Genomic DNA, 15,977 nt, shown 5'->3' with positions numbered 1-15,977 from the left:
TTGATATGGTCAAGCAGAGGTACACGTGAATAAAGTCCAACCGTGTACCTCTTTTTCATTTTTGGGGTTTATGGAAAGGTAGAAGAAAAACAATGGCAAAACGAAAAACAAAGTTTATGTGTCAGGAGTGCGGATATGAGTCTCCCAAGTGGATGGGAAAATGTCCAGGCTGCGGACAATGGAATTCGATGGTTGAAGAGGTTGAAGTAACGGGTACAACAAGAAGAGGAGCGTTTGCCCATTCTCCAAGCGGTTCCAATATCTTAACCAAACCAATGTCTATTACATCTATTGAGATGGAAAATGAACCGAGAATATTAACTGACTTAAATGAACTGAATCGTGTACTTGGCGGTGGAGTGGTTAAGGGTTCATTGGTTTTAATAGGGGGAGACCCGGGAATCGGGAAATCGACCCTCTTGCTGCAAGTTTCTTCGCAGTTAGCTAATAAAGGGAATCAGGTATTATACATATCTGGTGAGGAGTCAATGAGGCAGACAAAGCTCCGTGCGGAACGATTAGGTATTGCATCTGAAAACTTATTTGTATACTCAGAGACCAATCTTGATGAAATTAACCGCACCATTGAAAGTACAAATCCTAGCTTTGTTATTATTGACTCAATCCAAACCATTTTCCATCCAGATGTTACATCAGCACCAGGTAGTGTATCGCAGGTTCGTGAATGTACTTCTGAATTAATGAGAATTGGCAAAACCAAAGGGATTGCTATTTTTATTGTGGGTCATGTGACAAAGGAAGGGTCTATTGCGGGGCCTAGGCTGTTAGAGCACATGGTGGATACTGTCCTTTATTTTGAAGGGGAAAGACATCACACCTATCGGATTTTACGGGCTGTGAAGAATCGCTTTGGCTCAACCAATGAAATGGGTATCTTTGAAATGAAGGAATTTGGCCTCGATGAAGTAGAGAACCCATCGGAAATTTTTCTAGAAGAACGTTCCCGTGGAGCGGCAGGTTCGACCGTAGTAGCCTCGATGGAAGGTACACGGCCGGTGCTAGTTGAAATTCAAGCGTTAATTTCACCAACTAGCTTTGGTAACCCGCGAAGAATGGCAACGGGTATTGACCATAACCGTGTACCACTGTTAATGGCGGTTTTAGAAAAGAGAGTGGGTTTGCTTTTGCAAAATCAGGATGCCTATTTAAAAGTTGCAGGGGGCGTCAAATTAGATGAACCTGCGATCGATTTAGCTGTTGCGGTTAGTATTGCTTCCAGTTTTAGAGATAAGCCAACAAGACCGACTGACTGTATTATTGGCGAGGTCGGGCTAACGGGTGAAGTAAGAAGAGTTTCAAGAATTGAGCAGCGCGTTCAAGAAGCCGCAAAATTAGGTTTTGAACGAGTGATTTTACCTGCAAACAATTTAGGAGGCTGGAAGGCACCAGAGGGAGTTCAACTAATAGGCGTATCTTCCGTTAGTGAAGCACTCAAAGCAGCGTTGGGAGGGTAGCAGATGGAAAATAAAAAGCTTGGTGAACAATCAATAAATGAGGTATTACAGTTTATTGCACCAGGGACACCTATTCGCGAGGGGATTGAGAATGTTCTAAGAGCAAATACGGGCGGGCTGATTGTCGTGGGATACAATGACAAGGTGAAAAGTATTGTCGATGGCGGTTTTGAGATTAATTGTCCCTTTTCACCAAGCTTTTTATATGAATTAGCAAAAATGGATGGTGCTATTATTTTAAATGAATTAGGAAATAAGATTCTTTTTGCTAATGCCCAGCTTGCCCCCAATTCAGAAATATCCTCGACCGAAACAGGCATGCGTCATCGTACGGCTGAACGAGTAGCTAGACAAACGAAATCACTTGTCATTGCCATTTCACAAAGAAGAAATGTCATTACGCTTTACCAAGGGAATTTCCGCTATTCGTTAAAAGATATCTCCGTCATCTTAACAAAAGCAAACCAAGCGATTCAGACGCTAGAAAAGTATAAGGTAGTGCTGGAGCAGAGTATAACAAATCTAAGTATTCTTGAATTTGAGGAGTCGGTTACATATAACGATTTCTTGCTTGTTCTTCATCGGTTTGAAATGGTGTTAAAGATAAAAAATGAACTATTATCCTTTCTGCATGAACTTGGAACAGAAGGACGGCTCATTCGATTGCAGATGAATGAAATATTAATGGAATTAGAAGAAGAAACACTCTTAATTATCAAAGATTATGCATTTGAACGGGATATTAAGGCCCGTGAGGTTTTGCAGCGAATGCAGGCAATGACTGCCAGTGGAAATATCGAGGATACGGTTTTATTAAAATTAATGGGCTACCTTGGTTATGTTCATTTGGAAGAAAATAAGAAACCGCGTGGTTATCGCATCCTTCATAAAATTCCGAGACTGCCGTCCATCATTATTGAAAACTTAATTAGCAGTTTTGGGGAGCTATCTAAAATTATGATGGCAACAGTAGAAGAGCTAGATGAAGTGGAAGGGATTGGGGAAGTTCGTGCTAAAAAGATTAAAGAAGGGTTTAAATTAGTCAAAGATCGCCTATATACCGATCGCCATCTATAAGGATAAATAGAGAGTGTGAGTAGGGATTTCCAATTGTTTGACAATGAATTTTTCCAATGCTAACCTATGGGAAGTAATCATTATTCCTTTCTCATAACGAATATATTTCAAACGATTTACATTTTGGAAAAATAATCATCAAATTAACGTTTCAATTTTAAGAATATGTTTATAATGAATTAGAGGAGGTGAAGGAATGTTAAAACGTATTGTGCAGGCATGCTTCCTCATTATGGGAGGTACGCTAGGAATATTGTTATTACCGGAATTGTTCAGACTTCTTCATATAAATGACATTCCAGTAATTAATAACTCTTATGTTATTGCTATGTTAGGGGCTATTATTTTTTATCTTATTACCTTTTGGGCAGTAGATTACGTCTTTAATTTTATTAAATGGGCGGAAGATTCGTTAGTAAAAGTTCCTGTAACGGATGTCCTTTTTGGTAGTTTGGGCCTTATTTTTGGGTTATTTGTTGCCTTCTTAGTTGGCTTTGCGCTAAATGCTGTTCAAGTGCCAATCTTAAATGCGGTTGCCCCTATTTTGTTAACCTTATTGTTTGGCTACCTTGGATTCCAAGTAGGCTTTAAGAAACGGGATGAGCTATTAGGGCTGTTTGGGAACCGCAGTCATAAGAAAAAAGCGGGCGATGAAGAAGCAGAAAAGGCAGCCGGCAAGGCATTAAAAATATTAGATACAAGTGTCATTATTGATGGCCGGGTAGCTGATATTTGCCAGACTGGATTTTTAGAAGGGACGATTGTCATTCCTCAATTCGTTCTCGAGGAATTACAGCATATTGCTGATTCTTCTGATGTTCTTAAACGAAACCGTGGTAGACGAGGCTTGGATATTTTAAACCGAATTCAAAAAGAACTCGCCATTAAAGTTGAAATATACGAGGGAGATTTTGAAGAAATAAGTGAAGTAGACTCAAAACTAGTGAAACTAGCGAAATTAACAAATGGTATTCTTGTTACAAATGATTTTAATCTTAATAAAGTGTGTGAATTACAGAACGTGACTGTTTTAAATATCAACGATTTAGCAAATGCAGTGAAACCGGTTGTTCTTCCAGGTGAAGAGTTGACAGTTCAGGTGATCAAGGACGGTAAGGAATATCACCAGGGCGTTGCTTATTTAGACGATGGAACGATGATTGTAGTGGAAGAAGGAAGAGAATATATTGGAAAGAGAATTGAAGTTCTCGTAACAAGTGTGCTTCAAACCTCTGCCGGACGTATGATCTTCGCCAAACCGAAATTATTAGAAAAAGCGCTATAGAAAAGTAGAGTGGGGTTTTTTTATGACTTACCAAGTCATTATCCCGGCTGCAGGTCAGGGAAAAAGAATGGGAGCCGGGAAAAATAAGCTTTTATTAGAGCTTAATGGAGTACCAGTGCTCATTCATACCTTAAAGGTATTTGAAGAGGATGAAGCTTGCACGGGGATGATCTTAGCTATTCACCCCCAGGATGAAATGGAATTTAAAAAATTACTAAATAAGTATAACGTAACGAAGGTAATCAACTTGGTGCCAGGTGGAGAGGAACGTCAGCATAGCATTTATAATGCCCTCCAGACGGTCAAAAACGATGGAACTATTCTTGTTCATGATGCTGCACGCCCCTTTATTCAAAAAGAGCAAATCCAACGTTTAACTGAAAAGGCGCACGAAACAGGTGCGGCGATTATTGGAGTACCAGCTAAAGACACCATGAAAAAGGTACAAGAGGGTGTCGTAGTGGAAACCGTCGAACGTTCAAGCTTGTGGGCTGTACAAACCCCACAAGCTTTTCGTATTTCGTTATTGCAAGAGGCATATGAAAAAGCAAAAATAGATGCCTTTATTGGAACAGATGATGCGAGTTTAGTTGAACGATTACATCAACCGGTTGCCATGGTAGAAGGTGATTACGACAATATTAAACTAACTACACCAGAGGATTTATACTTTGCTGAGGCGATACTGAAAAAGAGAGAAAAGGAGTTTTGTTAAATGTTTCGAATTGGCCAGGGATTTGATGTCCACCAATTAACAGAAGGACGACCGCTAATCATAGGGGGAATTACCATTCCATATGAAAAAGGCCTTTTAGGTCATTCAGATGCAGATGTACTATTACATACTGTTTCCGATGCCTGCCTTGGCGCAATTGGGGAAGGAGATATTGGTAAGCATTTTCCTGATACAGATCCTAATTTCAAGGATGCTGACTCAGCCAAGCTGATGGCACATGTCTGGAAGCTTGTAAAAGAAAAAGGGTACGAGCTTGTGAATGCAGATTGCACAATTATCGCACAAAAACCGAAAATGGCTCCTTATATTGAGCAAATGCGTGAACGGATTGCTGAATTGTTAGAAGCCTCACCAGAGCAAGTCAATGTAAAGGCAACGACAACTGAAAAGCTAGGCTTTACCGGCAGAGGAGAAGGGATTGCCTCACAAGCTGTAGTTTTATTGAAGAAGGTAAATGAATAGTCTTTATTGAAATCCTATACAGTGATAAAATAGTCAATTGAAACTATATTAATTGAGCACGGAGGCCATGTACAAATGTCAAACGAAGTTCGTGTTAGATATGCTCCAAGTCCTACTGGACATTTACATATTGGAAATGCCCGTACCGCATTATTCAATTATTTGTTTGCACGCAGCAAGCAAGGGAAATTCATTATCCGGATTGAAGATACGGATAAAAAGCGGAATATTGAGGGTGGAGAAGAAAGTCAGCTTAAATATTTAAAATGGCTTGGCATGGATTGGGATGAAAGTGTCGATGTAGGTGGAGAATACGGCCCTTATCGTCAATCCGAAAGAAATGATATTTATGAAACTTATTACAAGCAATTACTAGAGAACGGCCATGCTTATAAATGTTATTGTACAGAAGAAGAGCTGGAGGCAGAGCGTGAGGTACAAACAGAAAGAGGAGAAACTCCTCATTATTCCGGTAAGTGCCGCCATTTAACTCTAGAGGACCGTGAACGTTTAGAAAGTGAAGGCCGCAAGCCAAGCATACGAATTGCTGTTCCTGAGGGAAAAACCTACACCTTTGACGATATGGTAAAAGGTACGGTTTCCTTTGAATCAGAGGGAATGGGTGATTGGGTAATCATTAAAAAGGATGGCACTCCAACCTATAACTTTGCGGTAACAATCGACGATTACCTCATGAAGATTTCACATGTACTACGTGGGGACGATCATATTTCTAATACGCCAAAACAGTTAATGGTATATGATGCACTTGGCTGGGAGCCACCGGTCTTTGGACATATGACATTAATTGTGAATGAAAGCCGAAAAAAACTTAGCAAACGTGATGAATCCATTATTCAGTTCATTGAGCAATATGAGGAATTAGGGTATCTTCCAGAAGCACTATTTAACTTTATTACTTTACTTGGCTGGTCACCGGCTGGTGAAGAAGAGTTATATTCTAAAGAAGAGTTTATTGAAATATTTGATGCGGATCGACTTTCTAAGTCACCAGCATTATTCGATAAGCAAAAACTTACTTGGATGAACAATCAATACATGAAAAAAGTAGAATTAGACAGAGTAGTCGAACTATCCTTGCCGCATTTAATCAAAGCTGGTCGTATAAGTGAAAGTATGACAGATGAACAGCATGAATGGGTAAGGGGACTAGTTGCACTTTTACAGGAAAAAATGAGCTTTGGTGCTGAAGTCGTTGAACTTTCGGACATGTTCTTTAAAGACGAGGCTGAATACGAAGAAGATGCGAAGGAAATTCTAACAGGAGAAACAGTTCCTGAAGTATTAAAGGCATTTTCCACTGAGTTGGATCAATTAGAAAGCTTTAAAGCCGAAGGCATAAAGGCAGCGATGAAAGCTGTTCAAAAGTCTACAGGTCAAAAAGGAAAAAATCTTTTTATGCCAATCCGTGCAGCTGTAACAGGGCAGACACATGGACCAGATCTTCCTCAAGCCATTGAGCTTTTAGGAAAACAAAAGGTCCAAATGAGAATTAATCAAATTATTGGTTAACATTGAGATAAAAATGTAATATAGTAAGTATAAATAATTTAATAATTTCAAAAGCGTAGAAGAGGAAAAGTAAAAAAATGATGCTTTAAAGAGAAAACCATCACCGGCTGAAAGTGGTTTAGGCCCCTCATTTTTTGAAGTGCCCCTCTGAGCCCCGTATCGAAAGAGTCAACTCTAGTAGATATGGGCGGAACCATCCGTTAACAAGTAAGAGTGAGGCATCTTAGCTATACCATTTTTCACATATAGAAAAAAGGAAGAATGTATAAAGCTAACTGCCTAATCAGAGTGGAACCACGCACAAGCGTCTCTGTCGTTATGACAGGGGCGCTTTTTTATTTTCCTAGCGATAAGCTAAAATAAGGGGGAGGAATGGCAATGTTCAAAATGATGAAAGAAGATATTGAGGTTGTTTTTGAACAAGATCCTGCAGCAAGAAGTTATTTAGAAGTGATTTTAACCTACTCTGGCTTACATGCCATTTGGGCTCATCGGCTTGCTCACGCTTTTTTTAAACGAAAGTTATTTTTCATTGCCAGGGTTATATCCCAAGTGAGCCGATTTTTTACCGGAATTGAAATTCACCCTGGAGCAAAAATCGGGAGAAGATTTTTTATTGACCACGGTATGGGTGTAGTAATCGGAGAAACATGTGAAATTGGTGATAACGTAACGGTGTTTCAAGGTGTTACCCTAGGTGGAACGGGTAAAGAGAAAGGGAAGCGGCATCCTACGATTAAAGATAATGCGCTCATTGCAACGGGTGCAAAGGTTCTTGGTTCCATAACAATCGGAGAAAATTCAAAGATTGGTGCAGGGTCTGTTGTTTTAAAAGAAGTACCACCAAATTCCACAGTCGTTGGAGTACCTGGAAGAGTGGTTATTCAGGATGGAAAGAGAATCAGTAAGAATAAAGATTTAAACCACTGTGACCTCCCAGATCCAATTGCTGATCGTCTAAAGGAAATGGAAAGCGAGCTAACACAATTGAAACAGGAATTAGAAGGATTAAGAAAAGAAAGGATTGAAGTAAATGGCCATTCAAATTTATAATACCTTGTCTCGGAAAAAAGAAACATTTGTACCGCAAGAAGAAGGAAAAGTGAAAATGTATGTATGCGGTCCGACCGTTTATAATTATATCCATATAGGAAATGCACGCCCGGCGATTGTTTTTGATACGGTAAGACGCTATTTAGAATATCGCAGTTACGATGTTCAATACGTTTCTAATTTTACAGATGTAGATGACAAACTGATTCGTGCGGCTAATCAATTAGGGGAAGATGTACCGACGATTGCGGACCGGTTTATTAACGCTTATTTTGAAGATGTAACAGCCTTAGGTTGCCATAAGGCAGATATTCATCCACGTGTGATGGAAAATATGGACATTATTATTGAATTTATCGACCAATTAATTGAAAAAGGCTATGCATATGAATCCGAAGGGGATGTTTATTTCCGTACCAGAAGCTTTAATGATTATGGCAAGCTCTCTCATCAATCCATTGATGAATTGCGAGTGGGTGCTAGGATTGAAGTCGGGGATAAAAAACAAGATGATTTAGACTTTGCATTATGGAAAGCGGCAAAGGAAGGAGAAATCTTCTGGGAAAGCCCATGGGGACTTGGCAGACCAGGCTGGCATATTGAATGTTCAGCAATGGCCAAAAAGTATCTCGGTGAAACGATTGACATTCATGCTGGCGGACAGGACTTAACCTTCCCGCATCATGAAAATGAAATTGCTCAATCAGAAGCACTTTCTGGAAAGTTATTCTCACGGTACTGGATGCATAACGGCTATATCAATATCGATAATGAAAAAATGTCAAAATCACTTGGTAACTTCGTACTAGTACATGACATTATTAAGAAGCATAATCCACAAGTTTTACGATTTTTTATGTTATCGGTTCACTATCGTAACCCAATCAACTACAGTGAAGAATTATTGGAGAGCACGAAAGCAGCATTTGAACGGTTAACGACTTCTTATCAAAACTTGCAGCACCGTAGAGAAGCAAGCACGGATTTAACTGATAATAATCAAGAGTGGCTTGATAAGATTGCTTCAGCAAAAGAGCAATTTATTGAGGCAATGGATGATGACTTTAACACAGCAAAAGCCATTTCTGTATTGTTTGATCTCTCCAAACTTGCAAATTATTATCTTTTAGAGAAAAATACATCGGTAGCAGTGATTGATGCATTTACAGCTCAATTCCAAGAATTATTCCAAGTATTAGGGCTAACGCTAGAAAGTGAAGAATTACTGGACACAGAAATCGATGCGCTGATTGAAAAGAGAAACCAGGCAAGGAAGGATCGTAATTTCCAATTATCTGATCAAATTAGAGACCAGCTGAAGGAAATGAATATTATTCTAGAGGACACGCCACAAGGAACCAGATGGAAAAGGGGCTAATGCATGCTTGACTATGAAGAAACAGTTGACGCCAAACAATTAAATAGCCTTGCACTTGCCTACATGGGGGATGCGGTCTTTGAAACGTATGTTAGACGTCACCTTCTCTATAGTGGGAAGGTAAGACCGAATCATTTACACCGTGCTGGAACCAAATACGTATCGGCGAAGGCCCAGTGTCATATTCTCTTTCAAATGATGAATGACCAGCTCCTTACTGAGGAGGAATTGGCGGTAGTCATGCGCGGCAGAAATGCGAAATCAGGTACTGTTCCCAAAAACACAGATGTTCAAACGTATCGATACAGCACGGCCTTCGAAGCATTAATGGGATATTTATTTTTACAAGGTTATAATGAGCGGTTAGATGAGTTAATTAAAAGAGCATTTTCCTATGTAGAAGAACAGAAAGGAGGTACTGTTGAATGAGCCAGGAATACATCGTTGGAAAAAATCCAGTCATAGAAGCCCTAAAGTCGGAAAGGGATATTAATAAAATATTAATTGCTGAAGGGTCGCAGCGAGGTCAAATGCAGCAAATTACCCAATTAGCAAAAGAAGCTAATGTGCTTGTTCAGTTTGTACCAAAGAAAAAAATCGACCAAATATCGGATGAAAATCATCAGGGAGTTTTAGCCTATGTAGCAGCCTATCAATATGCTGAAATCGATGATTTGTTTGCCGCAGCAGAAAAGAAGAATGAAACGCCTTTCTTTTTATTATTGGATGAAATTGAGGATCCTCATAATCTCGGATCAATTATGCGGACAGCAGATGCGGTAGGTGCCCACGGGATTATTATTCCAAAGCGCAGGGCTGTAGGCTTAACAGCGACCGTGGCCAAAGCTTCCACAGGAGCAATTGAATATATACCAGTGGTACGTATAACGAACATGGCACGTACGATTGATGAATTAAAGGAACGAGGATTGTGGATTGCTGGAACCGATGCGAAGGGAGAGTCGGATTATCGTCAGTTGGATGGCACACTCCCTCTCGGCTTAGTTATTGGAAGCGAAGGAAAAGGTATGGGTCGACTAATCCGGGATAAATGCGATTTTCTCATTCATTTACCAATGGCAGGAAAAGTAACGTCTTTAAATGCTTCTGTAGCTGCCTCTTTGCTTATGTATGAGGTATATCGAAAACGACATCCTCTAGAGAGGTAGTTTATGGATATCCTGCTTGTCGACGGATATAACATTATCGGAGCATGGCCAGAGCTTAGGGAATTGAAGGATCGGGATTTACCTGCTGCACGGGATCGCTTGGTGGAAAGAATGGCCGAATATCAAGCGTTCTCTGGTTTCCGCGTCATTGTTGTATTTGATGCCCATTATGTTCAAGGAACAGAAAAAAAGTATAACAATCACAAGGTAGAAGTGATTTTTACAAAAGAAAATGAAACGGCAGATGAGCGGATTGAAAAAATGGCTATTAGTCTGAGTAATCGAAGGACGCAAATCCATGTGGCAACATCCGATTTCACAGAGCAATGGGCCATTTTTGGACAAGGTGCCTTAAGAAAATCCGCTCGTGAACTGCTGATAGAAATGTCATCGATAGAAAAGGGAATTGAGAAGAAAGTAAAGAAGATTCAAGAGAAAAAACCCGTAACCAAAATACCGATTAGTGATGAACTGGCAGAAATTTTTGAAAAATGGCGCAGAGGACAGAAATGAGCGATAGACTTCAAAATTTTTCTAATGTATAATATTAGTATCTATGCTTGTTCGGTGGAGGGGATCTACTTGAGTACGGACTTCGGGACAAAGGTCAACGAACATTTTTTCGTAATGGAAGATGAGGAAATAGTCGATTTAGTGCACCAAGGTGATAGTGAAGCGTTGGATTATTTAATCCATAAGTATCGTAATTTTGTACGTGCAAAAGCAAGATCCTATTTTTTAATTGGAGCGGATAAGGAAGATATTGTCCAAGAAGGCATGATAGGGCTTTATAAGGCCATTCGTGACTTCCGTGAGGACAAGCTTACCTCCTTTAAAGCATTTGCAGAGCTGTGTATCACACGTCAGATTATTACAGCCATTAAGACCGCAACCAGGCAGAAACACATTCCGTTAAACTCTTATGTATCTCTGGACAAGCCTATCTATGATGAAGAGTCTGATCGCACGCTGATGGATGTCTTATCTGGTGCAAAGGTATTGGACCCGGAAGAATTGATTATTAATCAAGAAGAATTTGATCACATAGAGATTAAAATGACTGAATTATTAAGCGATTTAGAAAGAAAGGTACTGGCCCTTTATTTAGATGGCCAATCCTATCAAGAGATTTCTGAAGAACTAAATCGTCACGTAAAATCCATTGATAACGCTCTACAACGCGTAAAACGGAAACTGGAACGTTATTTAGAAATTCGTGAATTCTCTCTATAAATTAACAAAAAGAGGAAATGGCGTTATTGTGAATCCGTTCCCAATGTTATTGACTTTAATGAGGGGTCATGTTACATTTTGGAGGATGTAAAAGAAATTTGTTTGAAGGTGTCGAATATGAGTAAAAAAGTAATTCTTGCATGTGCTGATTGTGGCTCTAGGAATTATTCGACCATCAGCAAGCAGGAGCAAACAGAAAGATTAGAATTGAAAAAATTCTGTAAAACCTGCGCCACCCATACAATCCACAGGGAAACAAAATAATTTAGATAGATCTTTGCAGTTATTTTTAGATTTTGGGGGTTACAGATATGCAACGCATAACGAAGTTCTTCAGTGATGTTTTACGCGAAATGAGAAAAGTTAGCTGGCCAAAACGCAGTGAGCTGACTCGTTCTACTGTTACCGTTTTATCTACTGTTGTTTTTTTCGCAGCATTCTTTGCTGTTCTTGATTTAGGAATTTCAAAATTGATTCGCTTAATTCTTGAATAATAAACCAACTTTCATGGTATAATGGTAAACATCAAAGGAAATTTTAGCTAAAAGCCCGTTTTGACGGGTTTTTTATTTGCTTAAAAAATAGTTTTTATCTTTTAGAAATAGGGAGGGACGGACGTCAGTCCTCTTAAATGGAAAAGAATTGGTATGTAGTTCATACTTACTCAGGTTATGAAAATAAAGTAAAGGCCAACTTAGAAAAACGTGTCGAATCAATGGGCATGTCGGATAAAATCTTCCGCGTAGTTGTTCCAGAAGAAGAAGAAACAGAAATCAAAAACGGTAAGAAAAAGGTAGTAAAACGTAAAGTATTCCCTGGATATGTACTTGTTGAGATCGTCATGACAGATGATTCTTGGTATGTCGTACGTAATACACCAGGTGTCACTGGGTTTGTTGGCTCGGCTGGTTCAGGTTCAAAACCAACACCATTACTGCCAGAAGAAGTAGTAGTGTTACTGAAGCGCATGGGCGTAGAAGAAAAACGTGTGGATATTGATTATGAAATTGGTGAAACGGTCCGCGTAAAAGAAGGCCCTTTTGCCAACTTCACTGGATCTATTGAAGAAATGGACAAGGACAAAGCGAAACTTAAAGTTCTTGTAAATATGTTTGGCCGAGATACTCCGGTTGAACTTGATTTTACACAGATTGAGAAACTGTAAGAACTACCTTAATAAGGCGTTTTTTAAAGAAAAATAATCTGACATTGTAAAAAAACTTGAAATCATTTTTAAAAAGTGGTAATATTTCATAGGTCAGTATGTCTCCAATGGAGACAAGACTTTTGTAAAGTTCTTTATGATTATAATATAAAGACTATTGTTGAGTGGGAGGGGTAAATACCCCATTAACCACATCACGGACTTTAAGGAGGTGTGTCTCGTGGCTAAAAAAGTAATTAAAATGGTTAAATTGCAAATCCCTGCTGGTAAAGCTAACCCAGCGCCACCGGTTGGTCCTGCATTAGGTCAAGCAGGTGTTAATATCATGGGATTCTGTAAAGAATTTAACGCCCGTACAGCAGATCAAGCTGGTTTGATTATCCCTGTTGAAATCACGGTATTTGAAGACCGTTCATTTACATTTATTACGAAAACTCCTCCTGCTGCCGTTCTTTTGAAAGTAGCAGCTGGAATCCAGTCTGGTTCAGGTGAACCTAACCGTAATAAAGTAGCAACAGTAAAGCGTGATAAAGTACGCGAGATTGCGGAACAAAAAATGCCTGACCTAAACGCAGCAAGCGTTGAAGCAGCAATGCGCATGGTTGAAGGTACTGCACGCAGCATGGGTATCGTAATCGAAGATTAATCCATGTTAGTTTTATTGTTGTAATGAGTGGGGTTGCGTTATTACGCAACCTTTATTCGTGGGAGGTTATTCCGCTAAAACCACATTCTAGGAGGAAATAAAAATGGCTAAAAAAGGTAAAAAGTATTTAGAAGCTGCAAAGCTTGTAGATCGTTTAACAGCATACCCAGTTGCAGAAGCAATTGATCTTGCGAAGAAAACTAACTACACAAAATTTGACGCTACTCTTGAAGTGGCTTTCCGCTTAGGCGTTGATCCTAAGAAAGCTGACCAACAAATCCGTGGTGCAGTTGTGCTTCCAAACGGAACTGGTAAAACTCAACGCGTTTTAGTATTCGCAAAGGGTGAGAAAGTGAAAGAAGCAGAAGCAGCTGGTGCTGATTATGTAGGTGATTCTGAATACATCAACAAAATCCAACAAGGTTGGTTTGAATTTGATGTAATCGTAGCAACTCCTGACATGATGGGTGAAGTTGGTAAACTTGGACGTGTATTAGGACCTAAAGGCTTAATGCCAAACCCTAAAACAGGTACAGTTACATTTGATGTAACAAGAGCGATCAACGAAATCAAAGCAGGTAAAGTTGAATACCGTGTTGACAAGTCTGGTAACATTCATGTACCAATCGGTAAAGCATCTTTCGAAAACGAAAAGCTTGTTGAAAACTTCCAAACTGTGTTTGAAACATTGCTTAAAGTTAAACCTTCAGCTGCAAAAGGAACTTATATGAAGAACGTTACTGTTGCTTCAACTATGGGACCTGGTGTGAAGATAGATCCTTCTTCAGTTGTAGCTAAGTAATTTTTACCAATTGACATTCTGAAATGCATTTTATATAATGTATTTTGTTGTTTAATATAATAAACATTTGTACTGTAGACAGCAGGGGCATTATAGCTTAATAACCTGCCGAGGTAATGCGATAGAATTGGCTGAAAACTTTCGGCTGTTGTATGCTGCCTCCATGTCTTATGATTGATATGGAGGCTTTTACTTGCCTGGTATAAATGTAGATAAACTACAGGAGGTGTAAAGATGAGCAGTGCAATCGAAGTAAAAAAACAAATAGTTGACGAAATTACTGATAAGTTAAAAGCAAGTGTATCAACTGTCGTTGTTGATTATCGTGGTCTTTCAGTTGGAGAAGTAACTGAACTTCGTAAACAACTTCGCGAAGCAGGCGTTGAATTTAAAGTTTACAAGAATTCAATGGTACGCCGTGCTGCTGATGCTGCTGAGCTTTCTAGCTTAAATGACGCATTAACAGGTCCTAACGCAATCGCGTTCAGTACTGAAGATGTAGTAGCGCCAGCTAAAATCCTGAATGACTTTGCTAAAAAGCACGAAGCGCTTGAACTTAAAGCGGGTGTAATTGAAGGAAACGTCGCATCAGCTGAAGAAATTAAAGCTCTTGCTGACCTACCATCACGCGAAGGCTTGCTTTCTATGCTACTCAGCGTACTACAAGCTCCAATTCGCAATCTTGCTCTTGCTACAAAAGCAGTGGCAGATCAAAAAGAAGAACAAGGCGCGTAAGTTAATCTGAGGCCTACCAAATAAAATGCAACCAAAACTAAGGAGGAAATTTAATCATGACTAAAGAACAAATCATTGAAGCAGTTAAATCTATGACTGTTTTAGAACTTAACGATCTTGTAAAAGCAATCGAAGAAGAATTCGGCGTAACTGCTGCTGCTCCTGTAGCAATGGTTGGCGGCGCTGGTGCTGCTGCTGTTGAAGAGCAAACTGAATTTGATGTAATCCTTGCTAGCGCTGGAGATCAAAAAATCAAAGTTATCAAGGTTGTTCGTGAAATCACAGGCCTTGGTCTTAAAGAAGCAAAAGATCTTGTTGACAACACTCCAAAAGCAATCAAAGAAGGCGTGTCTAAAGAAGATGCTGAAGCAATCAAAGCTAAGCTTGATGAAGTTGGAGCTAACGTTGAAGTTAAGTAATAACCATATAGAAAAGCTCGCTGTATAAGCGGGCTTTTTTTGGCTATTTTAAGAACGGAAATGCTTTGAATGGTTAAAAGGAATTCCTCGTTTTTCTTCATTATATACTCCTCGGGAGGTGAGCTTTATGTCTGAACACTACTATTCTCGTACCCAGAAGGTTGAAAGTGATCCGAAATTTTGGGATTTTACGTTAAAAAATAACCTCTTCCGTTTTAAGACGGATAACGGTGTTTTTTCAAAAAGAGAAGTAGATTTTGGCTCACGTTTATTAATTGAGTCTTTTGAAATGCCTCAGACAGAAGGATTCGTTCTGGATGTAGGCTGCGGCTACGGTCCTATCGGTTTGTCTATTGCGAAACAGTATCATGATCGTGTGGTTCATATGGTAGATGTGAATGAACGGGCGATTCAACTGTCAAAAGAAAATGCAGCATTAAACAAGATCGAAAATGTTAAAGTGTATGAAAGTGACAGGTTAATAAATGTAAAAGAAATGAATTTCGCTGCAATCCTAACCAATCCGCCTATAAGAGCGGGAAAACAGACAGTGCATGATATTTTTGAACAAAGCTATAATCATCTTGTTTCGAATGGTGAGCTGTGGGTAGTAATTCAAAAGAGAACAAGGTGCACCATCTGCCATTGAAAAATTAAAGACACTATTTTCCGAAGTAGAGACTATTGACAAATCCAAAGGTTATTTTATTGTTAAAGCGATAAAGTAGTTGACTGGGAATTTGCGTTGTGGTAGCATTATAAAATGCCATCATAATAATTTCCGAATTATTCCTTAAAATACTGAAGTT

At 39.3% G+C, this 15,977-nt stretch carries 19 protein-coding genes, 1 pseudogene and 2 other annotated features; all 20 genes and pseudogenes read left to right on the top strand.

The annotated features are described in order from the left end of the window. The first annotated feature begins 92 nt into the window (after nt 1-92). The 20 genes and pseudogenes from radA (at nt 93) to QFZ87_RS01730 (ending at nt 15,896) form a co-directional block, all read left to right on the top strand. Entirely contained in the window at nt 93-1,475 is a 1,383-nt protein-coding gene (gene radA, locus QFZ87_RS01825) for a DNA repair protein RadA (protein WP_309857025.1), read from the top strand. A 3-nt stretch (nt 1,476-1,478) separates the two neighbouring features. Then, on the top strand, nt 1,479-2,552 hold the full coding sequence (disA, locus tag QFZ87_RS01820; RefSeq protein WP_309857022.1) for a DNA integrity scanning diadenylate cyclase DisA: 1,074 nt from the start codon (nt 1,479-1,481) through the stop codon (nt 2,550-2,552). Nucleotides 2,553-2,748: 196 nt separating this feature from the next. Then, nucleotides 2,749-3,837 (top strand): PIN/TRAM domain-containing protein, encoded by a 1,089-nt coding sequence (locus QFZ87_RS01815; protein WP_309857018.1) that lies wholly within the window; start codon nt 2,749-2,751, stop codon nt 3,835-3,837. 22 nt (nt 3,838-3,859) lie between these two features. Beyond that, on the top strand, nt 3,860-4,552 hold the full coding sequence (gene ispD, locus QFZ87_RS01810) for a 2-C-methyl-D-erythritol 4-phosphate cytidylyltransferase (RefSeq protein ID WP_309857013.1): 693 nt from the start codon (nt 3,860-3,862) through the stop codon (nt 4,550-4,552). Then, complete coding sequence (ispF, locus tag QFZ87_RS01805) at nt 4,553-5,035, top strand: 2-C-methyl-D-erythritol 2,4-cyclodiphosphate synthase (protein ID WP_309857011.1); 483 nt, start codon at nt 4,553-4,555, stop codon at nt 5,033-5,035. It abuts the gene before it with no gap. A gap of 75 nt (nt 5,036-5,110) precedes the next feature. After that, nucleotides 5,111-6,568, top strand: coding sequence for a glutamate--tRNA ligase (gene gltX / locus QFZ87_RS01800; RefSeq protein WP_309857008.1), 1,458 nt, complete (start codon nt 5,111-5,113; stop codon nt 6,566-6,568). 47 nt (nt 6,569-6,615) lie between these two features. Beyond that, nucleotides 6,616-6,883: a binding site (T-box leader), on the top strand. Nucleotides 6,884-6,946: 63 nt separating this feature from the next. Beyond that, nucleotides 6,947-7,621: a serine O-acetyltransferase gene (gene cysE / locus QFZ87_RS01795; protein WP_309857004.1), complete on the top strand. Its 675-nt coding sequence runs from the start codon at nt 6,947-6,949 to the stop codon at nt 7,619-7,621. After that, nucleotides 7,602-8,999, top strand: coding sequence for a cysteine--tRNA ligase (gene cysS, locus QFZ87_RS01790; RefSeq protein ID WP_309857001.1), 1,398 nt, complete (start codon nt 7,602-7,604; stop codon nt 8,997-8,999). Before cysE ends, cysS begins: the two co-directional genes overlap by 20 nt. A 3-nt stretch (nt 9,000-9,002) precedes the next feature. Continuing rightward, a complete protein-coding gene (locus QFZ87_RS01785) occupies nt 9,003-9,428 on the top strand; it encodes a Mini-ribonuclease 3 (RefSeq protein ID WP_309856998.1) in 426 nt (141 codons plus the stop codon). After that, the gene (gene rlmB, locus QFZ87_RS01780) at nt 9,425-10,168 is read left to right on the top strand and encodes a 23S rRNA (guanosine(2251)-2'-O)-methyltransferase RlmB (RefSeq protein WP_309856995.1); all 744 of its coding nucleotides are present in this window, start codon (nt 9,425-9,427) and stop codon (nt 10,166-10,168) included. The genes QFZ87_RS01785 and rlmB overlap by 4 nt, the downstream gene beginning before the upstream one ends. Before the next feature lie 3 nt (nt 10,169-10,171). Then, a complete protein-coding gene (locus QFZ87_RS01775; RefSeq protein ID WP_309856994.1) occupies nt 10,172-10,681 on the top strand; it encodes an NYN domain-containing protein in 510 nt (169 codons plus the stop codon). A gap of 69 nt (nt 10,682-10,750) precedes the next feature. Then, a complete protein-coding gene (gene sigH / locus QFZ87_RS01770) occupies nt 10,751-11,401 on the top strand; it encodes an RNA polymerase sporulation sigma factor SigH (RefSeq protein WP_335544677.1) in 651 nt (216 codons plus the stop codon). A 117-nt stretch (nt 11,402-11,518) separates the two neighbouring features. Next, the gene (gene rpmG / locus QFZ87_RS01765; RefSeq protein WP_308081580.1) at nt 11,519-11,665 is read left to right on the top strand and encodes a 50S ribosomal protein L33; all 147 of its coding nucleotides are present in this window, start codon (nt 11,519-11,521) and stop codon (nt 11,663-11,665) included. 47 nt (nt 11,666-11,712) lie between these two features. Continuing rightward, nucleotides 11,713-11,895 carry a preprotein translocase subunit SecE gene (gene secE, locus QFZ87_RS01760; RefSeq protein WP_308081579.1) on the top strand — a complete coding sequence of 61 codons (183 nt, stop codon included), beginning with the start codon at nt 11,713-11,715 and terminating at the stop codon, nt 11,893-11,895. Nucleotides 11,896-12,032: 137 nt separating this feature from the next. Next, nucleotides 12,033-12,566, top strand: coding sequence for a transcription termination/antitermination protein NusG (gene nusG, locus QFZ87_RS01755; RefSeq protein WP_309856988.1), 534 nt, complete (start codon nt 12,033-12,035; stop codon nt 12,564-12,566). Nucleotides 12,567-12,786: 220 nt separating this feature from the next. Next, entirely contained in the window at nt 12,787-13,212 is a 426-nt protein-coding gene (gene rplK, locus QFZ87_RS01750) for a 50S ribosomal protein L11 (RefSeq protein WP_071458930.1), read from the top strand. A gap of 103 nt (nt 13,213-13,315) precedes the next feature. Continuing rightward, the gene (gene rplA, locus QFZ87_RS01745) at nt 13,316-14,014 is read left to right on the top strand and encodes a 50S ribosomal protein L1 (RefSeq protein WP_309856984.1); all 699 of its coding nucleotides are present in this window, start codon (nt 13,316-13,318) and stop codon (nt 14,012-14,014) included. Nucleotides 14,015-14,068: 54 nt separating this feature from the next. Then, nucleotides 14,069-14,215, top strand: a sequence feature (ribosomal protein L10 leader region). Between the two features lie 33 nt (nt 14,216-14,248). Next, entirely contained in the window at nt 14,249-14,749 is a 501-nt protein-coding gene (gene rplJ / locus QFZ87_RS01740) for a 50S ribosomal protein L10 (RefSeq protein ID WP_309856981.1), read from the top strand. Between the two features lie 56 nt (nt 14,750-14,805). After that, a complete protein-coding gene (rplL, locus tag QFZ87_RS01735; RefSeq protein ID WP_066321249.1) occupies nt 14,806-15,168 on the top strand; it encodes a 50S ribosomal protein L7/L12 in 363 nt (120 codons plus the stop codon). Between the two features lie 127 nt (nt 15,169-15,295). Beyond that, a pseudogene (locus tag QFZ87_RS01730) lies at nt 15,296-15,896 on the top strand (class I SAM-dependent methyltransferase). Nucleotides 15,897-15,977: the final 81 nt, after the last annotated feature.

It is taken from the genome of Bacillus sp. SLBN-46 (assembly GCF_031453555.1).
In the GTDB taxonomy this organism is placed as follows: Bacteria; Bacillota; Bacilli; order Bacillales; family Cytobacillaceae; genus Neobacillus.
This window is presented reverse-complemented; position numbering and strand designations above follow the sequence as displayed.